Genomic DNA, 22,507 nt, shown 5'->3' on the forward strand with positions numbered 1-22,507 from the left:
AATCTAGCTGCGCAAACGCTCCGACTCGTCAAGGTTGATCCAGGTGGGTTGGATCACAAATATGACGATCCGTGATCGGTCGTGTTCCTCTGGAAGCGAACAGCAAATCTCAGCACTCGGACGGAAAATCGGCGTCCCGAAGCCCCGGAATCGGTCTTCCGGGCCGAAGCGGACACACGCAAAAGGCCGCCGACCCGAGCGGGTCGACGGCCGATTCCGGACAATTCGGTCAGTCGAGGTAGTCCCGGAGGACCTGCGACCGCGACGGGTGGCGCAGCTTCGACATCGTCTTGGACTCGATCTGCCGGATCCGCTCCCGGGTCACCCCGTAGACCTGGCCGATCTCGTCCAGCGTGCGCGGCTGGCCGTCGGTGAGGCCGAAGCGCAGCCGGACCACGCCCGCCTCGCGCTCGGACAGCGTCGCCAGGACCGACTGCAGCTGGTCCTGCAGCAGCGTGAACGACACCGCGTCGACCGCGACGACCGCCTCGGAGTCCTCGATGAAGTCACCGAGCTGGCTGTCGCCCTCGTCGCCGATGGTCTGGTCGAGCGAAATGGGCTCCCGGGCGTACTGCTGGATCTCCAGCACCTTCTCCGGGGTGATGTCCATTTCCTTGGCGAGCTCTTCCGGCGTGGGCTCGCGACCGAGGTCCTGCAGCAGCTCGCGCTGGATGCGGCCGAGCTTGTTGATGACCTCGACCATGTGCACCGGGATGCGGATGGTGCGCGCCTGGTCGGCCATCGCACGCGTGATGGCCTGGCGGATCCACCAGGTCGCGTACGTGGAGAACTTGTAGCCCTTGGTGTAGTCGAACTTCTCGACCGCGCGGATCAGACCGAGGTTGCCCTCCTGGATCAGGTCCAGGAACGCCATGCCGCGGCCGGTGTAGCGCTTGGCGAGGCTGACCACCAGGCGGAGGTTGGCCTCCAGCAGGTGGTTCTTGGCGCGCTCGCCGTCACGCACGATCCAGCGCAGGTCGCGCCGCATCTGCGTGGTCAGCTGCTCGCCGGACTCCTCGATCTGGCGCAACCGCTCGGCACCGTAGAGGCCGGCCTCGATGCGCTTGGCCAGCTCGACCTCTTCCTCGGCGTTGAGCAGCGCGACCTTGCCGATCTGCTTGAGGTAGGCGCGCACGGAGTCCGCGGAAGCGGTCAGCTCGGCGTCCTTGCGCGCCTGCCGGAGCGCCTCGGACTCCTCTTCGTCCCAGACGAAGTCACCGGACTCCTTGGAGTCCTCGTCCGGAACCGGCTCCTCTGGAATCTCCACCTCGACTTCCGCAAGATCGCCGACCTCGGGAGAGGTCAGGTCGGTCTCGATCGGTTCGTCGATCTCCATGCCCTCGCCATTGCCCTTGGCGGAAGCCGACTTGGTCGTCTTCTTCGCCGGGGCCTTGGCGGCGCCCTTCTTGGCCGCGGGCTTGCGGGTGGTCGACTTCGCACCCGTCGAGCTCTTGGCGGTGCTCTTGCGCGCGGCAGGCTTCGTCTGCTCGACGTCAGACGAAGCAGCCGCCTCCGAAGCTGGGGTGGCCTGGGACTGGCCCGACTCGGCTTGAGCGCCGCCAGCGTCTGCGGCGGAGCTGGAGCGTCGGGTTGCGGTTTCTGCGGCTGCCACGTACGCCCTTTCGCGACGGTCGATCAGGGCGGGCCGGAGGGCGCGAAACCTCGGCCGCCAAAGGTCGGGGAACAACCCACCGGACTCGGCGTCCTGGCTGACGAACAATCACCCGTGAAGTACCGGGGTGATCGGCTCGCCGCCGCACCGGCTCCCGCCGTCGGTGAAGGTGTTGCACCAGCGGGCGGGCTCACCAGCGTTCACCAGCCAAAAGGACTTCGAACCAAGTGGGTCGCGTTCCATTGTAACCGCGATGCGGGGGTGCGGTTCCGCTGCAAGGCGGAGTCCGCGCGTCCCTCGGTGTGCTAGGCACGGCTCCGGAAGGCCGTTGCGAGCCGTGCCGAACACTCCGACGGGTGTCCCGCGAGACGCCCTTTCGGGGCCGGGCTCAGCACGCGGTCGCAGCTGTGCCCGGCAGCGGTCGGATCAGCTCTTCGCGCTGCTAGCGGAGGCCATCGCGGCGCCCACGATGCCCGCGTCGTTGCGCAGCGCAGCCGCCACCACGGGGGTGCGGGTCTCCAGCAGCGGGATCCACTTGTGACCCTTCCGGCTGACACCGCCGCCGGCGATGATCAGGTCGGGCCAGATGAACTTCTCCAAGGACTGGATGTAGCGGGTGACCCGCGGCGCCCACTCCTCGTAGGAGAGCTCCAGATCGTCCTTCACCGACGCGGCGGCCTGCGACTCGGCGTCGTGGCCGTCGACCTCGATGTGGCCGAACTCGGTGCTGGGGACGAGCTTGCCGTCGATGAACATCGCGCTGCCGATGCCGGTGCCGAAGGTCAGCACGACGACCTGGCCCTCGTGCCCGACGCCCGCACCCGCCTTCATCTCGGCGACCCCGGCGGCGTCGGCGTCGTTGAGCACGACGATCTCGTCCCGGCTGCGCCCGAGGCGCTCGGCGAACAGGCCCTGGGCGTCGGTACCGATCCAGCCCTTGTCGATGTTGGCTGCGGTCAGCGCCGTGCCGTCCTTGATGACGCAGGGCAGCGTGACGCCGACCGGTCCGGTCCAGGTGAACTTCTCGACGATCTCGGCCACGGCATCGGCCACCGCGTCCGGCGTCGAGGGTTGCGGCGTCGGGATGCGCAAGCGCTCCTCGGCCAGCACTCCGGCATCGATGTCCACCGGCGATCCCTTGATGCCGGACCCACCGATGTCCACGCCGAACCCGCGGGCTGTCGCCATGGCTGATCCTTCCTATTCGATTCAGACCAAGGTGTGCAGACCTTAACGGGACTGTGTTGCGATGTCTGCGTGGGATTGCCAAAAGATGTGGACGCAAACGCCTTGTCCGAGGTCGCGGTGCGAATCGCGCGCGAAGCCGCCGATTTGGCCCGAACCGTGCGTGATCGGGCGGTGACCGACGGTGTTGACACGAAGAGCACCGAGACCGATGTGGTCACCATGGGCGATCGAGCCGTGGAGCGCTTGGTGCGCGAGCGGCTCGCCGAGCTCCGCCCGGGGGAGTCCGTGCTGGGTGAGGAGGAAGGCGGCGACGGTGCGCTGGACGGACTGCGCTGGGTCGTCGACCCGATCGACGGCACTGTGAATTATCTCTACGGGTTCCCCTTCTACGCGGTCTCGCTGGCCGCGCAGGTCGACGGCCGCTCGGTCGCCGGAGCCGTCGTCGAACCCGTCTCGGGGCGGGTCTGGAGCGCCGCGGCCGGCCACGGGGCCTTCCTCGACGGGAAGCCGCTGCACGTCTCCGGCGCCGATCGGCTGGACCTGGCGCTGGTCGGCACCGGGTTCGCCTACGCCGTCGAGCGCCGCACCGCCCAGGCGCGCGTGGTGAACGACCTGCTCGGCCAGGTCCGCGACATCCGCCGCGCGGGAGCCGCCTCGCTGGACCTGTGCTCGGTCGCGGCGGGCTGGCTCGACGCGACCTACGAGGTCGGGCTCAACCGCTGGGACTGGGCCGCGGGTGCGCTGATCGCGCAGGAGGCCGGAGCGGCGCTGCGGCTCCCGGAGAAGGGTTCGTCGGACGGCCTGGGCGACGAGATGCTCGTCTGCGCCACGCCCGGGATCGCCGAGGGGCTCACCGGCGCCCTGCGCGCCGCCGACGCCGGCGAGGTCTGACCGCTCGTGGCGGGAACCCGCCGGTCCCGGATCGGGTTCCCGCCACGGCATCGATAGCGGTCCGTTGCGAGTTGTTGCCGGGAATCGTTATCAGCAGTGCACGTCGCGGGCCTTGGTGAGCAGCTCCTCGCTGATCTGCGGCGGCGTCACCTCTTGCTGCGCGCCGTCCTGCTGATCGCGCTGCGGCACCCAGTTCTGCAGCTGCTGCAGGATCTGCTTGGCCTCTTGCGTGGTCTTGATGTCGTCGAAGCGCGACCCCAGCGCCAGGTCCAGGCCGGCGTCCTCGCGCTCGTCGCGCACCAGCTGCGCGCACGGCGCGATCAGGCTCAACGTGCGGGCCGCGCTCATCCCGGCGGCTCCGAACCGGATCTGACCGTGGCACTGCAGGTCGTAGTTTACGTAGACCGAGTCGTTGTCGGCACCGGTCTTGACGAAGCCCAGGCTGGCCAGCTCGTCGCCGACCATGCTCGCCTGCCTGCTCTCGCCGTTGCCGTTGAGCACCCGCACGTGCACGTCCTGCGGCGGCACCGGAGTCGTGGAGTTCAGGGCGTCGCGCTCGAGCATGGTGCCCACCGGCACCTGCGGCGGCATGCCGCTGGCCTCGGGCGGCGCGGTCGGCGCTCCGGGTGGATTGCACCGGGTGGCCGTGTCGATGTCCTCCACGGACCCGAAGACGCGGGTCCACAGCAGTCCGGACAGCACCACCAGCGCCACCAGCACGACCAGCGCGGGTAGCGGTCGGCGCCGGCGATATCCGACTCGCCGTCCCGGCCTTGCACCTACGGCTCCCACGTCCGCCCCTCCCTGGATGCCTCGGATCCGCGCGCTCCCGCCCGCACTGGATCAGCCTAGGGGTTGAACCTGTGGTGCGCGGTGTTGGTCGGCGCTGCCGTGTCTTGATCTCCCCGTGATCGTCTCGAAGCCGATGCCGACCGGGAAATCGCGAGCGCATCGCATCACGAGGGGATCGGCAGGGCAACCGGGACGGGCCGCCCGCAGGACTCGGCCGACCGGTCGAATTTTGATCTACGATGCCCTCCGAATGCGCGCAATGCCACACCTATGGGTGACCTGCTGCGTGTTCGCAGAAGTTATGAGCTACCCTCTCGGCGCCTCACGGAGTGCCGAGTTGAGGCAAGTCGCTCTTTACGGGGGAACTAGACGCGTTGCAGGGCGAGACCGCGATCACTGTCCCATCGGGCACAAATTCGGGTCCTGGAACGTTTACCAGCGGCACACCATTGCAGTCTCCACAAACGCAGGGGTGAATCACGATGGCGACCGACTACGACGCTCCTCGCCGCGAGTCCGAGGACTTGGCGGAGGACTCGTTGGAGGAGCTGAAGGCGCGACGCAACGATGCGCAATCCGGCGTCGTCGACGAAGACGAAGGGGCGATCGCGGAGAATTTCGAACTGCCGGGCGCTGACCTGTCCGGCGAGGAGATGACCGTCAAGGTGCTCCCGAAGCAGGCTGACGAGTTCACCTGCTCGAGCTGCTTCCTCGTCCATCACCGCAGCCGACTGGCCGAGACCAAGAACGGTCAGTTCATCTGTCGTGATTGCGCCGCCTGAGGCGCACGTCGACGAACTACAACGGGAAGTGGCTGGGCACACGCGGGCGGCGTGTGCCCAGTGTTTTTCTTGTCGAAAGGCTCCACGGCTCAACTCGCTCAGCGGTGCGGGTGGCGTGAACCTGACACGCCTTCCGGCTCCGGGTTCCGCGACTTCAGCATTCGGATGCGCGGCGCCGCGGCCGTCCTCCCCGGAAGACGTGTCAGAACCCGCGGCGGTGCCGGTTGCTCAGGTGGTGAAGCAGGAACCGGCTCCGCCGGTTGCCTGGCGCGACGTGGGTTCACCGCTCGCGGAGCAGGACGGCCTTGAGCCGTTCCGGCTTGCGGGTGCTGACCACCCAGTACGGAGTGGGGTCGTCCGGGTCGTCGAGCCAGATGCGCACGGAGGTGCGAACCCAGGAGCGATGCACCAGGAACGCCGCCGGATCCAGATCCGGGCCCAGGGAACGCCGCTGCTCGGCGGGGGAGATGATCTCGACCTCGTCGATGAACCGGAGCGGCAGGTGGGCGTCGCCGACCCACAGCTCGTCGTCGACGACCTCGACCTTGATCCTGCCCAGCCACAGCGGCACGCCGATCGCCAGCGGGATCAGCACGAGGTAGGGCAGCCACGCCCGCACGCCCGGGTAGCCCATGTGCACCTGAGCGGCCATCAAGACCGCTGCGACCAGTGGCAAAGGCCAGGTCCACCACGACGCGTACAGCCGCTCGCGGAACACCGCCTGCCCCTCCGAATTCGCCTGACCGGGGGTGTCCCCGCTCGTGGTGGCTGCTTCTGCGCTTTCCGACACGCATCCAGGGTAGTCTCGCCGCCCGTGTCGAACGTGAAGGTCCTGCTTACCCGAACCGACCCCGGTGTACCGCTTCCCGAATACGCCAAACCCGGGGATGCCGGTGCCGATCTGGTAACCACCAGGGATGTGGTTCTCGAACCGGGCGAACGCGCGCTGGTGGGCACCGGAGTCGCCGTGGCGCTTCCGGAGGGCTACGCGGGCTTCGTCCACCCGCGCTCGGGGCTCGCCGCCAAGACCGGGCTCAGCGTGGTGAACACGCCCGGCACGATCGATTCCGGGTACCGCGGTGAGATCAAGGTCTGCCTGATCAATCATGATCGTGTGCAGCCGGTGTCGCTGCGACGAGGTGACCGGATCGCCCAGCTCGTCGTGCAGAAGGTCGAGCACGCCGTGTTCACCGAGGTCGACGAGCTGCCCGAGTCGTTGCGCGGTGCCGGTGGGCATGGCTCCACAGGTGGTCATGAGGTGCTGACGGCGTCGGGAACCACCGAGGCCGGTCACAGGACGGAGGTCTGAGGGGATGTTCAGAAGGGGCCGGGGGAAGTCCAAGCGCGACGCGGCAGTCGAGGAACAGGCCGAGGCGGCGGAGCAGGTTCCCTCGCAGGGGCCGTACGACGAGAGCGAAGCACCCGATTCCGGGGTGGAGCGGCTCGACCTCGGTTCGGTGCGCGTGCCCGTGCCCGAGGGCGGCCAGCTGCAGGTCGAGGTCGATCCCTCCGGGCCGGTGCGCGCGGTGCACCTGGTGACCCCGGTCGGCAGGCTGACGGTGAGCGCCTTCGCGGCGCCGCGCAGCGGCGGTCTGTGGGCGGAGGTCAGCAACGAACTGGCCGACCAGCTCCGCAAGGACGGTGCTCGCGTGCACACCGAGCAGGGCGACTGGGGCGTCGAGCTGGTGGCCGACTCGCCGAAGGCGGCGTTGCGGTTCGTCGGCGTCGACGGTCCGCGCTGGCTGCTGCGCGGTGTGGCGGCGGGTCCGGCGGAGTCCGCCAAGGAGTGCGCTCGGCTGCTCTACGGCGTCCTGGACGACACGGTCGTGGTCCGCGGCTCCGAGCCGATGCCGGTGCGCACGCCGCTGCCCATCGAGCTCCCCGAGGCGATCCTCCGCCACATCCAGCAGGCGCAGACGCAGCAGACCGAGACGCCCAACGGGCAGGTCTGAGGCCGACGTGGGGTGGGGAGCTCGACGGCCCCACCCCTGCGCCGAACGGGTGAGACGAACGGCGTGCTCCGGTGCGGGTTCTTAATCCCGCCGGGCGTGGGTTTCGGCCCGCGCAGACGGTTACGCTGGAGGTGCACGGGCTGCGGAGTCGAGCCCCGAGGCGCACAGGAGCGCTAGATGAGCAAGACCGAAGGCGGCTACTGGAAGCGCCTCGTGCGGAGCCTGACCAGCGATGTCGCCGAACTTGACGCCGACGACCTGTCAGACCGGTCGCAGGCGGGAGGCGCGCAGCGGGCCAGCGATTGCCAGTGCGGGCAGGAAGCCGTGGTGCTGGGCCGGGTTCGCAGCGTCGAGCTCTGCCCCAAGACTTCGGCGCCCACCCTGGAGGCCGAGCTCTACGACGGCACCGAAGGGGTGACTCTCGTGTGGCTCGGGCGCAGGCGCATCGTGGGAATCGAGCCGGGCCGTATCCTCAAGGCCCGTGGCCGGATCGCAGTCCGCGACGGTCGCAAGGTGCTGTACAACCCCTACTACGAGTTGCAGAACACCGCATGAGCGAACATGACGCATCGGCTGCGGGGCTCAACGCCCGGCAGACCGACGATGACCGGCAGCCCGCGGGCAAGGCCGGTGTTTCCGAGCAGACCCTGCTGGAGCAGATGGGCGGTGTCAGCGGGCTCGCGTACTCCGCTGTGCCGATCGTCGTGTTCGTGGTGGTCAGCTCGTTCACCTCGATGATGCCCGCGATCTGGGCCTCGATCGGTGTCGCGGTGGCCATCGCGATCTTCCGCCTGGTGCGCAAGGAGCCGCTGCAACCGGCGATCTCCGGCGTGCTGGGCGTGGCGGTGTGCTCGTTCATCGCCTACCGCTCCGGCGAGACCAAGGGCTTCTTCCTGCTCGGCATCTGGACCAGCCTGATCTACGGCGGGGTGTTCCTGGTGTCGGTGGCGGCGCGCTGGCCGCTGGTCGGAGTCGTCTGGTCGACCCTCAACGGCCTGGGCATGGAGTGGCGCAAGCAGCGCCGCGCGATGCGCGCCTACGACATCGCCACGCTGTCCTGGGCGGCGGTGTTCGGCGCCAAGTACGTGGTGCAGCAGTGGCTCTACGACAACGACCAGACCGGCTGGCTGGCCTTCGCCCGCATCGCCATGGGATATCCGCTGACCGGCATCGCGCTGGTCGTGACGGTCTGGGCGATCCGCAGGGCCAAGAAGGTCGCCGAAGAGGCGGCGGTCGCCGGCGCCTAGCGCGCTCGACGTGGTGCGGGGCGGTTCCGATCGGGAACCGCCCCGTTGTTCATTCCGCGTGGTCGTGGATGACCGCGCGGATCTCGTTCTCGACGTTGCTGGTGGCCACGAACAGCATCTCGTCGCCCGCTTCGAGCGGGTCGTCGGCCTGGGGCACGATGACCCGGCCGCCGCGCAGGATGCTCACCAGCGCCGCGTCGACGGGCAGCTTGAGATCGCGGACCCGCCGCCCGGCCAGCGGTGTCGACTCCGGCAGCGTCACCTCGACGAGGTTGGCCTGGCCCTGGCGCAGCGTCATCAGGCGCACCAGGTCGCCGACGTTGACGGCTTCCTCGACCATCGCGGCCAGCATCCGCGGCGTGGAGACCGCGACGTCCACGCCCCAGGCGTCGGTGAACAGCCACTCGTTGCGCGGGTCGTTGACCCGGGCTACGACGCGGCGCACCGCGAACTCTGTCTTGGACAACAGCGAGACCACGAGGTTGACCTTGTCGTCGCCGGTGGCCGCGATGACCACGTCGCAGGACTGCAGTCCCGCCTCCTCCAGCGACGCCAGCTCGCAGGCGTCGGCGAGCATCCACTCCGCGCCCGGGATGCGCCTGGGGTGGTAGTTGCCGGTGCTGCGCTCGATGAGCAGCACCTCGTGCTCGCCTTCGAGCAGCTCCCGCGCGATGGACTGGCCGACCGCGCCGGCTCCCGCGATCGCGATTCGCATTACTCGCTCTCCTCGGGTGTGCGGCGAGCGGCCGCGGTGACGTCGGTGACGGTTCCGGACAGCGCTGCCACGTAGACGAGGTCGTCGGCCTGGATCACCGTCTTGCGGTCGGGCAGCACCCCGCTGCCGAACCGCATGATGAACGAGACCCGCGCGCCGGTCGCCGACTCCACCTCGGAGACCTTGCGCCCGATCCAGCTCTCGTGCAGCGGGAGTTGCAGCACGGCGACGGCCCCGGACGGTTCCCGCCACGCGGTGGCCACGCCCTCCGGCAGCAGCATCCGCAGGAAGCGGTCCGTCGTCCACGGGACGGTGGCCACGGTCGGGATGCCGAGCCGCTGGTAGACCTCGGCTCGCTTGGGGTCGTAGATGCGGGCCACGACGTGCGCCACGCCGAAGGTCTCGCGCGCCACCCGGGCCGAGACGATGTTGGAGTTGTCCCCGTTGGACACCGCGGCGAAGGCGCTGGCCTGCTCGATCCCGGCTTCTTCCAGGATGTCCCGGTCGAAGCCGTTGCCCGTGACCTGCTGACCGCGGAAGTCCCGGCCCAGGCGGTGGAACGCCTGCGGGTCCTTGTCCACCACGGCCACGGTGTGATCGAGCCGTTGCAGGGCGGCGGCCAGGGAGGCCCCGACCCGGCCGCAGCCCATGATCACGACGTGCACGACCTTGTCTCCTCGCTGCGTGTTGAGCGCACTGGAACAGCTGCTGCGGACGACGCCGCTCGTCGCCGCTGACCGTACCCGGGCGGGGGCGGTTCGGTGACCGCCGCGGCCGTCCGGAAACGGGCTGGTGCACCGTACCGGGTGAGTTCCTCCGAGGGGCACCACGCCACCCCGGATGTGACCTGAGAGCAATTCGAAAGGCCGCATTCACCGGTACCCGCGCCCCACCGCTTACGCTCTGCACCGTGTCCAAGCTCGCAACCGCGGCGAAGCGGCTGATCGTCGGTCGGCCGTTCCGCAGCGATCGCCTCTCGCACACGCTGCTGCCCAAGCGCATCGCGCTTCCGGTCTTCGCCTCCGACCCGATGTCCAGCGTCGCCTACGCGCCGGAGGAGATCCTGCTGGTGCTGTCGGTGGCGGGCGTGTCGGCCTTCGCCATCAGCCCGTGGATCGGTGTCCTCGTCGCGCTGGTGATGATCGCCGTGGTCGCGTCCTACCGGCAGAACGTGCACGCCTACCCCTCCGGCGGCGGTGACTACGAGGTCGCCACGGTCAACCACGGCCGGCGCTGGGGACTGATGGTGGCCAGCGCGCTGCTCGTCGACTACATCCTCACCGTCGCGGTGTCGATCTCCTCGGCCGCGGCGAACATCGGTTCGGTCATCCCGTTCGTCGCCGAGCACAAGGTGCTGTTCGCAGTCGGGGCGATCGTGCTGCTGACCGCGTTGAACCTGCGCGGTATCCGCGAGTCGGGCACCTTGTTCGCGATCCCCACCTACGCGTTCGTGATCGGCGTGCTGGGCATGATCTGCTGGGGCTTCTTCCAGGCCGGCGTGCTGGGCTCCGACCTGCGCGCCGAGAGCGCCGGGTTCCAGCTGGCGCAGGAGGAGAGCCAGTACGCCGGTGTTGCGTTCGCGTTCCTGATCCTGCGGGCCTTCTCCTCCGGCAGTGCCGCGCTGACCGGTGTCGAGGCGATCAGCAACGGCGTCCCGGCCTTCCGCAAGCCCAAGTCCCGCAACGCCGCGACCACGCTGGCGATGATGGGCGGGCTGGCGATCCTGATGTTCCTGGGCCTGATCATGCTGGCCCGCGTCACCGGCGCCGTCGTCGCCGAAGACCCCGCGCACCAGCTCATCGGCGCTCCCGAGGGCTACGAGCAGAAGACGCTGATCGCGCAGCTGGCCGGCGCGGTGTTCGCCGGGTTCCCGCCCGGGGTCTGGTACCTGGTGTTCTTCACCGGCCTGATCCTGGTGCTGGCGGCCAACACCGCTTTCAACGGTTTCCCGGTGCTGGGCTCGATCCTGGCGCAGGACCGCTTCCTCCCGCGCCAGCTGCACACCCGCGGCGACCGGCTTGCCTTCTCCAACGGCATCCTGTTCCTGGCCTTCAGCGCGATCATCCTGGTTTTCGCCTTCGAAGCCGAGGTGACGCGGCTGATCCAGCTCTACATCGTGGGCGTGTTCGTCGCGTTCGTGCTCAGCCAGAGCGGCATGATCCGGCACTGGAACCGGCTGCTTCTCCACGAGACCGATCCGATGGCGCGGCGAAGGATGCGCCGGGCGCAGGCCACCAACGCCTTCGGCCTGTTCATGACCGCCAGCGTGCTGGTCATCGTGCTGATCACCAAGTTCACCCACGGGGCCTGGATCGCGATCGCGGCGATGGCGGCCATCTACATGCTCATGACGGCGATCCGCAAGCACTACGACCGGGTCGCCGACGAGCTGCAGGAGTCCGAGACCGACGCGGTCCTGCCGTCGCGCAACCACGCGCTGGTGCTGGTCTCCAAGCTGCACCTGCCGACGATGCGGGCCATCGCCTACGCCCGCGCCACCCGGCCGGACGAGCTGGAGGGCGTCACCGTCAACGTCGACGAGGAGGACACCCGGACGCTGACCGCCGAGTGGGAGGAGCTGAACCTGCCGCTTCCCCTGAAGGTCCTCGAATCGCCGTACCGGGAGATCACCCGTCCGGTGCTGGAGTACGTCAAGCGGATCCGGCGGGACAGCCCGCGCGACGTGGTCACGGTGTTCATCCCGGAGTACGTCGTCGGACACTGGTGGGAGCAGCTGCTGCACAACCAGAGCGCGCTGCGCCTCAAGAGCAGGCTGTTGTTCCAGCCGGGAGTGATGGTCACCAGCGTGCCGTGGCAGCTGGCGTCCTCCACGAAGGTGCGAGCACAGCGGATCACCTCGATGCCCGGCGCGACGCGTCGGGGTCTGGGGAGCAATGGAAAGGTGAACGGTGACCGAAAAGCCGGATTGGACCGGTAGGCGGCTGGAGGTCGAAGTCGGCCCGGTGGCCCACGGCGGCCACTGCGTGGCCAGGTACGAGGGCCGCGTGGTGTTCGTCCGCCACGCCCTGCCGGGGGAGACCGTGACCGTCGAGGTCACCGAGGACAACGGCGGCGGCTTCTGCCGCGCGGACGCCGTCGAGGTGCGGGAGGCCGCGCCGGGACGGGTCATCCCGCCGTGCCCGCTGGCCGACGCGGCGCTGGGCAAGGACCGCTGCGGCGGCTGCGATTTCCAGCACGCCGACGGCGAGACCCAGCGCGAGCTCAAGGCGGCGGTGATCACCGAACAGCTGCAGCGCATCGCCGGCCTGGACTGGCCGGTGCGCGTTCAGGAGCTGCCCGGCGGGTTGCTGCGCTGGCGCACCCGCGCACGGCTCGCGGTCGATCGCAAGGGCAACGCCGGTTTCCGGCCGAGCCGCAGCCACCGGGTCATCCCGGTGGCCGACTGCCCGATCACCGTCCAGGGCGCCGTGGAGGAGCTCGCCGAGCGCCGCTGGCGGCCGGGTGCGGAGCTGACGGTGGCCTCCGACGGCGAGGGCGAACTGCACGTCACCGCGCTGGACCGCAAGCCGCAGCGGCGCGGACGCCAGCAGGCCGTCGCTCGCCAGGTGGCGGGCAGCGGCGTGGCGCACGAGACGGTGCGGGGGCGTCGGTTCGACGTGGGCGCGCAGGGCTTCTGGCAGGTGCACAAAGCCGCGCCGGAGACCTTCACCGAGGTCGTGGCCCGCTTCGCCGCCGCTCCTTCCGGTGGCGTGGCCTGGGACCTCTACGGCGGTGTGGGCCTGTTCGCCGCGGACCTCGCCGAACAGGTCGGTCCGACCGGTTCGGTGCTGCTGGTGGAGTCCTCGCGCAGCGCGGTGGAGGACGCGGTGTCCAACCTCCGCGACCAGCCGCAGGTGGCATTCCGCGCGGGAACGGTGGAACGCGTCCTCGAGGACGAGGACCTGCAGGCGCCGGACGTCGTCGTCCTCGACCCGCCCCGCAAGGGCGCGGGCCGGCAGGTGGTGGAGGCGATCGCGGCCCGCGGGCCCGCTCGCGTCGTGCACGTCGCCTGCGATCCGGCGGCCCTGGCCCGCGACGTCTCGCTGTACGCCGAGAACGGCTACCGCATGGTCGACCTGGAGGCGTTCGACGCGTTCCCGATGACCCACCACGTGGAGTGCGTCGCCCTCCTCGAACCCACCGCGAACAACGCCTGACCAGCGAATTCAGCACGGACCACCACCGCATTCAACCGGCGGATCACCGCCGTGATCAGCTCACGGACCACGGCGGTGTTCGGGATCGCGGATCACCGCCGTGTTCAGGTGACCGATTACGGCCGTGTTCGGGACACGGATCACTGCCGTGATCAGGTCACCGATTACGGCGGTAATCCGGGTGTGGTGGCCGCTGCGGGTTCAGGTGAGTTGGAGACGTGCTCGCCTCGGACGCCGCCGGCCTCCAAGGCGCGGTGGGCGTCGGCGATCTCGTCATTCGGCGCCCCCGACGTGTGAGAGACATGCCTGCTCAGGACCCTCAAATGGCACCGACGAAGCCCCGGCGCTCCGACGCCCGGCACAACCGCGAGCAGATCCTCGCCGCCGCTCGCGCGGCGTTCACCGCTCAGGGGATCGACGTGCCGATCACCGGGACCGCACGACGCGCCGGAGTCGGCCCGGCCACGCTCTACCGGCACTTCCCGACCCGCTCGGCGCTGGTCACCGAGGCGTTCGCCGAGCAGCTCGCCGCGTGCGTCGCGGTGCTCGACGACGCGCTCGCCGACCCCGACCCGTGGCGCGGGTTCTGCGCGGTGATCGAGAAGGTGTGCGCGCTGCAGGTGGCCGACGGGGGTTTCACGGCCGCCTTCCTGTCGGCGTTCCCCGACGCCGTCGACCACGAGCGCGAGCGCCGCCGGGCCGAGGAGAGCATCGTCGAGCTCGTGCGGCGCGCTCAGGAGGCCGGGAAGCTGCGGGCGGATTTCGCCCCCGAGGACATCACCCTGCTGCTGCTGGCCAACTGCGGTGTCGCGGAAGGCGCGGGGGAGCAGGGGCGCGCGGCCGCGGCGTCCCGGCGGCTCGTGGGCTACCTGCTCCAGTCCTTCAGCGTCGAGCGCACTGCCCCGCTGCCACCGGCCGCGCCGCTGAGCCTGGATCAGATCCGTCCGGCCTGAGAGCCGTCGCCGACCGCGTTGGCCGGGATTCGGCAGGTCGTGGGTGGGCTGCGGTTAAGGTTGCGGCGGCTGAGGAGGTGGCCGGGTGTTCGGTGAGGTTCCAGGGCGGGTCGACCCGCGGGCGGCGGAGGCCGTCGGACGACGGTGGTCGCGGGCGAAGGTGCTGCTGTCGCTGACCTGGTCGTGGTGCGCGGCCGAGCTCGTGGTGTCGCTGCTGGCGCTGGGGTGGGCCCTGGTCGCCGGGCCGGACCTGCCGCTGCTCGGCAGCCCGAAGCAGGGTGATGTCACCGGGCTGGTCCTCGTCGCGGTGATCGTCCTGCTGCCGATGCCCCTCGCCTCCTGGATCGCCGGCCGCGGTGCGGACGGGATCGACTGGCGGCTCAAGCCGGACGGCTGGCTGATGTACGGCGCGGGCGTCGGGTTCGCCCAGGCGCTCGGCCTGTGGCTGGCCATCACCTACACCTCCCTGCCCCTTTGGCTCCGCATCGCCGTGGGCGTCATCGGGCTCGCGGTTCCGCTGCTGGCGACCTTCCTGGCTCGGCGGGCGATCACGGGCGAGCCGCTGCGGGAGGTCGGCGGCAGCGAGTTCGTGCTGGTGAAGGGGCTGCGGTCGCCGCAGGGCGGGGACGAGGACTCCGTCAAGATCACCGGCGATGCGCTGCGGCTCTCGGTCCGCACGGCTGCCGCGCGACCGGCCGCCCAACCGTCCACGAAGGACATCGCGCTCGCCGACATCACCGAGATCGGCGTGCGGCCCAGCGCTTCCTGTGACGGTGCCTGGGCGCAGCTCGCCGATGGGCGCGGGGCGTCGCTGCCGGAAGGCGACGTCGTCGTGATCCGCACCCGCACCGACACCCAACTGCTGCCCGCGGACCCGGAACTCGCCGAGCTCCTGCGTGCCCGAGCCGCCCTGCACGGCAGGGAACCGGCACGCATCGAGGACTGGACGTGACGGCTCACGAGCACATCCCCGAGGTCCTCCCCGCGCCGCCGGAGACCGGAACCGAGGTCGCCCCGCTCGCCGGGCCACCGAGCACTGCTCCGGAGTCGGTTCCGGGTCGCCGCGCGCAGGCCTTCGGCATCGGCGCCGCAGCGGTCGTGCTGATCCCGCTCGGCTTCGTGGTCTGGGGCATGCGCGGACTGGAACCCGGCGCCGGCATCGCGGGCCTGGTCGGCATCGCCGTGGCGACCGCTGCGTGGCTGGCCGACGCGCGCACGCCCAGGCGCTGGGGCGGGTGGGCGCTGCTCGCCGCGCTCTCCGCGGCCTACGTCAACCTCGCGCTGGCGCCGATCGGGCTGGTCGCGCTCGTCGCCGTGATCGCCTGCCCGCTGCTGGCCCGGGTCGCGCACAAGCGTTTCACCGCAGCGGGCTTCGACCTTGCGGAGATCGACGTCGAGGTCGGGTTCGAGATCTACCGCCACCAGTCCGCGCGCCTGCGGATCGAGCGCGACCGGGCCGTGCTGGCGCTCAAGCGCATGGCCGGTGGCGGCCACGTCGACCAGGCGATCGCGCTCTCCGAGGTCAAGCTGGTCCAGGCGGGCGAGATCGTCGGCGGTGACTCGTGGCCGCTGCCGGGCGCGATGGCGGTCCGGCTGTCCGAAGGACCGGCGGTGCGGGTCGTGGCGGGCAAGCAGCAGTGGGTCGTCAACGTCGAGGACCCGCGACTGGTCTCCGCGATCCTGCGCAGGCGGCAGTCCGCGGCGTGGTCGCAGCGGACCGGACCGCAGGACCTCGGTTCGTGGCACGCGCTGCGCAAGTGGGCCACGGCCCAGACGACGACCTTCCGCAACGGCACGAAGTCGCAGTCCTACCGCGCGTTCCGCCCGATCGTCGGCTTCGGTTCCGGCGTGCTGGGCCTGATGCTGCTCGTGATGCAGATCGCCGGCGGGGGCACGGCCCCGAGCACGTGGCTCGCCACCGCGGCGATGCTGCTCATCGGCGGGTTCTTCGTGGTCGGCTGGCTGCGGCAGCGCACCCGGCTCGGCTACGCCGAACTGCAGTCGCTGCCGCCGAACAGCCCGTCGTGGGGCGACCCCCGACCCGAGGTCGCCCCGATCTCCGGCTGGCGGCCCTGGACCTGACGTGACCCCGGATCAGCGCGGACCTTCGGGCAGGTCCAGCTTCTCCGGAGACCGCTGCTCCTGGGCGTCGGTCTCTCCGTAGGAGTTGTTGTTGACGTTGTTCGGGCCGCCGTCGATGTTGGCGTGCTGCCCGACGGTCGAGGAGTTGACGCCGTTGCTGTAAGGGCTGTCCACATTGGCCCCCGACACCGCGCCCTCGTCGCTCTCGAAGCGCCAACCCTGCGTGTTGGAGCCGGAAACCCACTCGCCGCCGCCGTCGCCGGTCGGTCCGCGGCCGTTGCCCTCCCAAGTCGCGTTGAGGCCCTCGTGCCTGTTCTGCATCCCGCCGGTCGCGCCGCTGACACCGCCGGAGATGGCGCCCGAGGTGATGTCGTTGATCCCCGGTGCTTGGCCGTGAAAGCCCTGGTTGATGGTATTGCCGAGCACGCCCGAGATCGAACCCCGCGCTGCGCCGTAGGCGGCGGCTTCGGTGAAGTTCTTCGTGGCGTTGCCCGCCAGGTCCTTGCCGACCTGCTGGCCGATGCCCGGAGCGACACCGTCGACGAGACCGCCGGCCAGGCCCGCTGCGACACCCGACAGCGCCGCGTTGCCGGTGTTGGACCAGTCCCAGCTCTGCCGGTCGCCCTTGGCGAACTGGAGGCCCTGGATCGCCGCGTCCACGCCGACGTTGATCGTCACGTTCAGCAGGATCTGCTGGCCGATCTTGGTCAGCAGCTGCTGGAAGAACGTCCGCACCGTCAACTGCGTCGCCGCCTGCGCGATCGGGATGCCTGCCGTGCTCGCGCCGAAGGTCGCCACCGCCGAGGCGATCATCGCGGCGATCTGCGCGGCCAGGATGACCAGCGCGGCGATGATGCTGTACTTGGTGTACTCGATCTCCAGCGCCGCGTTGTCGGCTCCCTCGCCGAGGGCCTCGCAGAGCTTCTTCATCTCCGGCAGATGGCCGGCGTCGCCGTTGCAGAAGTCCTTCATGAACTTCTCGAAGGCGTCGTGCGTGTCGCCCTTCATCGTGCCCAGCGCGGACTGCACCGCGCCCTCGGTCTCGCTGATGACGCCCTCGATGTCGACGCCGCACTGCGTCCACGCTTCGGCGACCCTGCGCAGCGCCGTCTCGTCGCCCTCGGGCCAGCTCGCGCCGACCACGATGGGGAACAACCAGCTGACCTCGCCCGGGATCTCGATGCCCACGTCGTCCCCCTCAGCCCTGGCTCTTGATGCCGTCGGCGTTCGCCTGGTCGACGTCGTCCCAGGTCCGGGCGGTGGCGTCGAGCTCACCGCGGACCTGGTGCAGCGCCTGGGCGAGGCTCTTCACGCCATCGGTTCCCTGCTGAGAACCGGGCAGGTAGTTCTTGGCGAACTCCTGGCCGGCCTCGTCACCGCCCCAGCACTGCCCTTCGGCCTGCAGGACGCCGTTGAGCTTGTCCAGCGCGGACTGGAGCTTGTCCGACGACGCGTCGAACTTCGGCGAGGCGCCGCGCAGCGCCTCGGGGTCGACCTCGAATCCCATCACCAACGGTCCTCCCGGAATCGCGACCGGGGTTCGAAGTCGTCCCAGTCCTCCTCAGCTGCGGGCTTGGACGCGGTCGAGGGGGCGCTCGGTTCCGGCGCCGGCGGGATCAGTTGCGACAGCGAAGGCGCGCCCGGGAACAGGTCCGGCAGATCGGGGACGTTCTCCTGCAGCGGCGCCACCGCCGCATCGGCCTTCGCGCGGGCGTCGCGGGCCGCGGACTGGGCCGCTTCGGTGAAGCTCCTGGCGAGTTTTTCCGGTGTGCTCGACCGCAGCGCGGAACCCGACAGCGCCGTGTCGGTGACGATGCCCGCGGCGTTGACCCGAACGGTGACCAGGCCGTCGGTGGAGGTGGCATCACCCGTCGCGGACAGCGCGCTGGCCTGCGCATCGTGCAATTGGGCGGTCTGCCGCTGCAACCCTTCGAGCATCGAGCTCACCTGCTCGCGCATCGCCGCGTTGCGCGCTTCGAGCTCGGCCCTGCGGCCATCCGGATCAGTCATCTCGCCTCCCTTGGAATGGACGGAAGGTAGCAAGGCGGCGATTCGGGTGGCACTGGCCACACGGACGTCACATCCGCAGGTGGGGAGCACGACGGAGCTGGCGGGAGAGCATCACCGCTGGTGCGCGACCGCGCCCGCTGGCCGCATGGCCCCTCCGTAGACTGGGGCGCACTATGCAGACGGAGCCGGGTTGCCGGCCAGGCCCCGGCATTGCGATTGTGACCGACCGGCACGACAAGCGAGGTGGAACACGGTGACGCTGCTGGGGTCCGTGCGCAGTCCGGCCGACGTCAAGCGCCTGACGCACGCCGAATTGGCGGAGCTGGCCGAGGAGATCAGGCACTTCCTGATCCAGAAGGTGTCGCGGACCGGTGGACACCTCGGGCCCAACCTGGGTGCGCTGGAGCTGACCCTCGCGCTGCACCGGGTCTTCGACTCGCCGAACGACGCGCTCGTGTTCGACACCGGGCACCAGGCGTACGTGCACAAGATCGTGACCGGTCGGCAGGACGGCTTCGACCAGCTGCGCAAGCGGGACGGCCTGTCCGGCTACCCGTCGCGCGCCGAGAGCGAGCACGACTACGTCGAGAACAGCCACGCCTCGACCGCGCTGTCCTACGCCGACGGGCTGGCCCGCTCGTTCCAGGTCACCGGTGCCGAGCGGCACGCGGTGGCGGTCGTCGGCGACGGCGCGCTCACCGGCGGCATGTGCTGGGAGGCGCTGAACAACATCGCGGCCGACCAGGACCGCCCTGTCGTCATCGTCGTCAACGACAACGGTCGCTCCTACGCGCCGACCATCGGCGGTCTCGCCGAGCACCTGGCGGCGCTGCGGCTCAACCCGAGCTACGAGAAGGCCCTGGAGTCCGGCAAGCGCACGCTGCGCAAGATGCCGGTCGTGGGCCGCTCGCTCTACACCGGTCTGCACGCCGCCAAGAGCGGCATCAAGGACGCGATCAGCCCGCAGGTCATGTTCTCCGACCTCGGCCTGAAGTACCTGGGCCCGGTGGACGGTCACGACATGCGCGCGATGGAGTACGCGCTGCAGATGGCCAAGTCCTTCGGCGGACCGGTGATCGTGCACGCCGTGACCCGCAAGGGCAACGGTTTCGCCCCGGCCGAGAACGACGAGGCCGAGCAGATGCACCAGGTCAAGGTCATCGACCCGGAGACCGGCCTGCCGAAGAAGCCCGCGCCGAAGAGCTGGACCGACGTCTACGCCGACGAGCTGGTCGGCATCGGCGCCGAGCGCTCCGACGTCGTGGCGATCACCGCCGCGATGCTGGGGCCGACCGGGCTGAAGAAGTTCGCCGAGGCCTACCCGGAGCGCTGCTTCGACGTGGGCATCGCCGAGCAGCACGGCATGACCTCCGCCGCCGGTCTGGCCATGGGCGGCCTGCACCCGGTGTTCGCGGTCTACTCGACGTTCCTGAACCGGGCGTTCGACCAGCTGCTGATGGACGTCGCCCTGCACAAGCAGCCGGTCACCGTGACGCTCGACCGCTCGGGCATCACCGGCGACGACGGTGCCAGCCACAACGGCATGTGGGACCTGTCGATCCTCGGGCTGATCCCGGGCATCCAGGTGGCGGCCCCGCGCGACGCGGTGACGTTGCGCGAGGAGCTGCGCGAGGCCGTCGCCGTCGACGACGGGCCGACCGTGCTGCGCTTCTCCAAGGGTTCGGTGATCGAAGAGGTCCCGTCCGTGGAGCGCGTCGGCGGGATCGACGTGCTGCGCGCCGATGAGCGCAAGGACGTGCTGCTGGTGGCCGTCGGCGCGTTCGGCAAGCTCGCCGTGGCCGCTGCCGAGCGGCTGGCCGCGACGGGCGTCGGCGTGACCGTGGTCGACCCGCGCTGGGTCGTCCCGGTGCCGTCGAAGGTCGTGGAGATGGCCGCCGAGCACCGGCTGGTGGTCTCGCTGGAGGACTGCGGACGGCACGGCGGGTTCGGCTCGTCGCTGGCCGCCGCGCTGCGCGACGCCGAGCTGGACGTGCCGCTGCGCGACCTGGCGGTGCCCAACGACTTCCTCCAGCACTCCTCCCGCGAGGAGGTGCTGGCCGATCTCGGCCTGACCGAGGGCGACATCGCCTCCCGCATCAACGACTGGTTCTCCGGCCGGCGCGGCGCGCAGCTGCACGTCGCCACCGAGGCGGACGCCGCGCACGGCTGACCGCGCACCTCGATTCCAGGGGGAATCCGGTTCCGGATCTCCACTGGAATCGGGGTTTGCGATTTCCGCTGAAATCCGGGCACCCGGCCCTGACCTCGACGGGTGGCGGCGCGTGCTGTGGCAGGGTGGATTCGTGCGAATCCTGGTCGTGGAGGACGAGAAGCCGCTGGCCGATGCGGTGGCGCGAGGGCTGCGGCGCGACGGCATGGCCGTCGACGTCGCCTACGACGGCGAGAGCGGCCAGGAGAAGGCCGCGATCACCCGCTACGACGTCGTCGTGCTCGATCGCGACCTGCCCGGCATGTCCGGTGATGACCTGTGCCGCGACCTGGTCGGTTCCGGCGAGCTGACCAGGGTGATCATGCTGACCGCCTCGGGCACGGTCGCCGATCGCGTCGCGGGGCTGTCGCTGGGGGCCGACGACTACCTCGCCAAGCCCTTCGCGTTCCCCGAGCTCATCGCCCGGGTGCGCGCGCTGGGCCGCCGCGCCACGCCGGCTCAGCCGCCGCTGCTGACGGCCGACGACCTGGAGCTGGACCCGGCACGCCGCACCGTCACCCGCTCCGGAGCCGAGGTCGAGCTGACCCGCAAGGAGCTCGGCGTGCTGGAGGTGCTGCTGTCGGCCGGCGGCGCGGTCGTCAGCTCCGAGGAGCTGCTGGAGCGGGTCTGGGACGAGAACGCCGACCCGTTCACCACCACGGTGCGGGTCACGATGATGACCTTGCGCAAGAAGCTGGGGGAACCGGGCGTGATCGAGACCGTGGTCGGCTCCGGCTACCGGGTGCCCTCCGCGGCTCGCGCCGAACACGCCAGGGACTGATCGTGGGCGCGCTCACCCGGCGCGGACCGGGACTGCGGATCCGGCTGACGCTGCTGGCGACCTCGCTGGTCGCGCTGGTCAGCGCGGTGCTGCTCTGGCTGGGCTGGGTGCTGGTCGGCAACGTCGTCGCCGCGGTGCCGCGGCTGCCGGCGGGCACGCCGGTGCGGGTCGGGGGAGTGGACGTGCCCGCCGAGCTGCTCGGTGCCGCGCTGCGCGATTCGGCCCGCGAGCAGGTCCTGCTCATCGGAGGGCCGGCGTTCGTCGCGGTGGTGGTCGCCGCCGCGCTGCTGGCCTGGCTGGTCACCGGCCGGATGCTGCGGCCGCTGCAGGACGTCACCGAGACCGCGCAGCGGCTGTCGGCGGAGTCGCTGGACGAGCGGATCGCGCTCAGCGGTCCCCGCGACGAGGTGGCCAGGCTCGCCGACACCTTCGACGCGATGCTGGACCGGCTGCAGGCCGCCTTCGACGCCCAGCGCCGCTTCGTCGCCAACGCCAGCCACGAGCTGCGCACGCCGCTGTCGGTGGTGCGCACCGAGCTCGACGTGACGCTGTCGGACCCGCACGCCGACGAGGCCGAGCTGCGCCGGATGGCCGACGTCGTGCGCGAAGCCACTGCCCGCGCCGAACGCCTCGTGGAGGCGCTCCTGCTGCTGGCCCGCACCGAGGGAGTGGAGCTGGCGGTCCGCGAACCGGTCGACCTCACCGACGTCGTCGGCCGGGCCCTGCGCGCGGTCGAACCCGAGGCCCGCAGGCGGGGGTTGCGCGTGAAGCGGTGCACCGAGCCCGCTTTCGCGGTCGGTGATCCGGCGCTGCTGGAGCGGGTGGCGGGAAACCTGCTGGAGAACGCCGTCCGGCACAACGTCGAGGGCGGCTGGGTGGAGGTCAGCACCGGCGCCGACCCGCGGTGGACGACGCTGCGCGTGGCGTCCTCGGGCCCGGAGATCCCGCCGGAGTCGGTGGACACGCTCTTCGAGCCGTTCCGCCGCGCCGGTGTGCAGCGCACCGCCCGCAACGGCACCGGACTGGGCCTGTCGATCGTGCAAGCGGCCACCACGGCCCACCACGGCAACATCCACGCCACCGCGCTGCCCGCGGGCGGCCTCGCGATCACGATCCAACTGCCCGCCGCGCCCTGA

At 70.4% G+C, this 22,507-nt stretch carries 23 protein-coding genes; 14 read left to right on the plus strand and 9 right to left on the minus strand.

Features of this window, described 5'->3' with window-relative positions:
* Positions 1-229: 229 nt before the first annotated feature.
* Positions 230-1,612, minus strand: coding sequence for an RNA polymerase sigma factor (locus E1202_RS05600; RefSeq protein WP_132681467.1), 1,383 nt, complete (start codon positions 1,610-1,612; stop codon positions 230-232).
* 426 nt (positions 1,613-2,038) lie between these two features.
* Positions 2,039-2,800: a polyphosphate--glucose phosphotransferase gene (gene ppgK, locus E1202_RS05605; protein WP_132681468.1), complete on the minus strand. Its 762-nt coding sequence runs from the start codon at positions 2,798-2,800 to the stop codon at positions 2,039-2,041.
* Positions 2,801-2,902: 102 nt separating this feature from the next.
* On the opposite strand from ppgK, the gene E1202_RS05610 reads away from it, so the two are divergent.
* Positions 2,903-3,691 (plus strand): inositol monophosphatase family protein, encoded by a 789-nt coding sequence (locus tag E1202_RS05610; protein WP_132681469.1) that lies wholly within the window; start codon positions 2,903-2,905, stop codon positions 3,689-3,691.
* Positions 3,692-3,781: 90 nt separating this feature from the next.
* Here the strand turns inward: E1202_RS05610 and cei are convergent, their stop codons facing one another.
* Positions 3,782-4,483, minus strand: a complete 702-nt coding sequence (gene cei, locus E1202_RS05615; protein ID WP_132681470.1) for an envelope integrity protein Cei — start codon at positions 4,481-4,483, stop codon at positions 3,782-3,784.
* 482 nt (positions 4,484-4,965) lie between these two features.
* Between cei and E1202_RS05620 the strand changes: the two genes are divergently transcribed.
* Complete coding sequence (locus E1202_RS05620) at positions 4,966-5,265, plus strand: DUF4193 domain-containing protein (protein WP_093416518.1); 300 nt, start codon at positions 4,966-4,968, stop codon at positions 5,263-5,265.
* Between the two features lie 280 nt (positions 5,266-5,545).
* On the opposite strand, the gene E1202_RS05625 is transcribed toward E1202_RS05620, so the two are convergent.
* A complete protein-coding gene (locus E1202_RS05625) occupies positions 5,546-6,055 on the minus strand; it encodes a DUF3093 domain-containing protein (protein WP_132681471.1) in 510 nt (169 codons plus the stop codon).
* A gap of 24 nt (positions 6,056-6,079) precedes the next feature.
* On the opposite strand from E1202_RS05625, the gene dut reads away from it, so the two are divergent.
* The 4 genes from dut (at position 6,080) to E1202_RS05645 (ending at position 8,464) form a co-directional block, all read left to right on the plus strand.
* Positions 6,080-6,574, plus strand: a complete 495-nt coding sequence (gene dut / locus E1202_RS05630) for a dUTP diphosphatase (protein ID WP_132681472.1) — start codon at positions 6,080-6,082, stop codon at positions 6,572-6,574.
* A 4-nt stretch (positions 6,575-6,578) separates the two neighbouring features.
* Positions 6,579-7,217 (plus strand): DUF3710 domain-containing protein, encoded by a 639-nt coding sequence (locus E1202_RS05635; RefSeq protein WP_132681473.1) that lies wholly within the window; start codon positions 6,579-6,581, stop codon positions 7,215-7,217.
* Positions 7,218-7,394: 177 nt separating this feature from the next.
* On the plus strand, positions 7,395-7,772 hold the full coding sequence (locus E1202_RS05640) for an OB-fold nucleic acid binding domain-containing protein (protein WP_132681474.1): 378 nt from the start codon (positions 7,395-7,397) through the stop codon (positions 7,770-7,772).
* Positions 7,769-8,464 carry a DUF3159 domain-containing protein gene (locus E1202_RS05645; RefSeq protein WP_132681475.1) on the plus strand — a complete coding sequence of 232 codons (696 nt, stop codon included), beginning with the start codon at positions 7,769-7,771 and terminating at the stop codon, positions 8,462-8,464. The genes E1202_RS05640 and E1202_RS05645 overlap by 4 nt, the downstream gene beginning before the upstream one ends.
* A 49-nt stretch (positions 8,465-8,513) precedes the next feature.
* On the opposite strand, the gene E1202_RS05650 is transcribed toward E1202_RS05645, so the two are convergent.
* Together E1202_RS05650 and E1202_RS05655 are read right to left on the minus strand one after the other, a co-directional pair.
* Positions 8,514-9,179 carry a potassium channel family protein gene (locus E1202_RS05650; RefSeq protein WP_132681476.1) on the minus strand — a complete coding sequence of 222 codons (666 nt, stop codon included), beginning with the start codon at positions 9,177-9,179 and terminating at the stop codon, positions 8,514-8,516.
* Positions 9,179-9,844 carry a potassium channel family protein gene (locus E1202_RS05655; RefSeq protein WP_132681477.1) on the minus strand — a complete coding sequence of 222 codons (666 nt, stop codon included), beginning with the start codon at positions 9,842-9,844 and terminating at the stop codon, positions 9,179-9,181. Before E1202_RS05655 ends, E1202_RS05650 begins: the two co-directional genes overlap by 1 nt.
* A 245-nt stretch (positions 9,845-10,089) precedes the next feature.
* Here E1202_RS05655 and E1202_RS05660 point away from each other — a divergent pair, with 245 nt between their 5' ends.
* The 5 genes from E1202_RS05660 (at position 10,090) to E1202_RS05680 (ending at position 16,371) form a co-directional block, all read left to right on the plus strand.
* Positions 10,090-12,117, plus strand: a complete 2,028-nt coding sequence (locus E1202_RS05660) for an APC family permease (protein WP_132681478.1) — start codon at positions 10,090-10,092, stop codon at positions 12,115-12,117.
* Complete coding sequence (locus E1202_RS05665; protein ID WP_132681479.1) at positions 12,089-13,336, plus strand: class I SAM-dependent RNA methyltransferase; 1,248 nt, start codon at positions 12,089-12,091, stop codon at positions 13,334-13,336. Before E1202_RS05660 ends, E1202_RS05665 begins: the two co-directional genes overlap by 29 nt.
* Before the next feature lie 323 nt (positions 13,337-13,659).
* Complete coding sequence (locus E1202_RS05670; RefSeq protein WP_207918475.1) at positions 13,660-14,289, plus strand: TetR/AcrR family transcriptional regulator; 630 nt, start codon at positions 13,660-13,662, stop codon at positions 14,287-14,289.
* Positions 14,290-14,374: 85 nt separating this feature from the next.
* Complete coding sequence (locus tag E1202_RS05675; RefSeq protein WP_132681481.1) at positions 14,375-15,241, plus strand: hypothetical protein; 867 nt, start codon at positions 14,375-14,377, stop codon at positions 15,239-15,241.
* A complete protein-coding gene (locus tag E1202_RS05680) occupies positions 15,238-16,371 on the plus strand; it encodes a hypothetical protein (RefSeq protein ID WP_132681482.1) in 1,134 nt (377 codons plus the stop codon). Before E1202_RS05675 ends, E1202_RS05680 begins: the two co-directional genes overlap by 4 nt.
* Before the next feature lie 12 nt (positions 16,372-16,383).
* Here the strand turns inward: E1202_RS05680 and E1202_RS05685 are convergent, their stop codons facing one another.
* The 3 genes from E1202_RS05685 to E1202_RS05695 are packed head-to-tail and all read right to left on the minus strand — an operon-like array spanning position 16,384 to position 18,381.
* Positions 16,384-17,559 carry a WXG100-like domain-containing protein gene (locus E1202_RS05685; protein WP_132681483.1) on the minus strand — a complete coding sequence of 392 codons (1,176 nt, stop codon included), beginning with the start codon at positions 17,557-17,559 and terminating at the stop codon, positions 16,384-16,386.
* A 10-nt stretch (positions 17,560-17,569) separates the two neighbouring features.
* Positions 17,570-17,878, minus strand: coding sequence for a WXG100 family type VII secretion target (locus tag E1202_RS05690; protein WP_132681484.1), 309 nt, complete (start codon positions 17,876-17,878; stop codon positions 17,570-17,572).
* Complete coding sequence (locus tag E1202_RS05695; RefSeq protein ID WP_132681485.1) at positions 17,878-18,381, minus strand: YbaB/EbfC family nucleoid-associated protein; 504 nt, start codon at positions 18,379-18,381, stop codon at positions 17,878-17,880. The genes E1202_RS05690 and E1202_RS05695 overlap by 1 nt, the downstream gene beginning before the upstream one ends.
* A 253-nt stretch (positions 18,382-18,634) precedes the next feature.
* On the opposite strand from E1202_RS05695, the gene dxs reads away from it, so the two are divergent.
* The 3 genes from dxs (at position 18,635) to E1202_RS05710 (ending at position 22,507) form a co-directional block, all read left to right on the plus strand.
* Complete coding sequence (gene dxs, locus E1202_RS05700) at positions 18,635-20,551, plus strand: 1-deoxy-D-xylulose-5-phosphate synthase (protein ID WP_132681486.1); 1,917 nt, start codon at positions 18,635-18,637, stop codon at positions 20,549-20,551.
* A gap of 133 nt (positions 20,552-20,684) precedes the next feature.
* Positions 20,685-21,371: a response regulator transcription factor gene (locus E1202_RS05705; RefSeq protein WP_132681487.1), complete on the plus strand. Its 687-nt coding sequence runs from the start codon at positions 20,685-20,687 to the stop codon at positions 21,369-21,371.
* A gap of 2 nt (positions 21,372-21,373) precedes the next feature.
* Positions 21,374-22,507, plus strand: a complete 1,134-nt coding sequence (locus tag E1202_RS05710) for a sensor histidine kinase (protein ID WP_132681488.1) — start codon at positions 21,374-21,376, stop codon at positions 22,505-22,507.

The organism is Saccharopolyspora karakumensis (genome assembly GCF_004349225.1).
GTDB lineage: Bacteria > Actinomycetota > Actinomycetes > Mycobacteriales > Pseudonocardiaceae > Saccharopolyspora > Saccharopolyspora endophytica.

Bases quoted from the DNA above. Each gene is read 5' to 3' on its own strand.
- E1202_RS05650 (WP_132681476.1), bottom strand. From the start codon at position 9,179: ATGCGAATCGCGATCGCGGGAGCCGGCGCGGTCGGCCAGTCCATCGCG.
- E1202_RS05690 (WP_132681484.1), bottom strand. From the start codon at position 17,878: ATGGGATTCGAGGTCGACCCCGAGGCGCTGCGCGGCGCCTCGCCGAAG.
- E1202_RS05635 (WP_132681473.1), top strand. From the start codon at position 6,579: ATGTTCAGAAGGGGCCGGGGGAAGTCCAAGCGCGACGCGGCAGTCGAG.
- E1202_RS05620 (WP_093416518.1), top strand. From the start codon at position 4,966: ATGGCGACCGACTACGACGCTCCTCGCCGCGAGTCCGAGGACTTGGCG.
- E1202_RS05645 (WP_132681475.1), top strand. From the start codon at position 7,769: ATGAGCGAACATGACGCATCGGCTGCGGGGCTCAACGCCCGGCAGACC.
- ppgK (WP_132681468.1), bottom strand. From the start codon at position 2,800: ATGGCGACAGCCCGCGGGTTCGGCGTGGACATCGGTGGGTCCGGCATC.
- E1202_RS05670 (WP_207918475.1), top strand. From the start codon at position 13,660: ATGGCACCGACGAAGCCCCGGCGCTCCGACGCCCGGCACAACCGCGAG.
- E1202_RS05640 (WP_132681474.1), top strand. From the start codon at position 7,395: ATGAGCAAGACCGAAGGCGGCTACTGGAAGCGCCTCGTGCGGAGCCTG.
- E1202_RS05695 (WP_132681485.1), bottom strand. From the start codon at position 18,381: ATGACTGATCCGGATGGCCGCAGGGCCGAGCTCGAAGCGCGCAACGCG.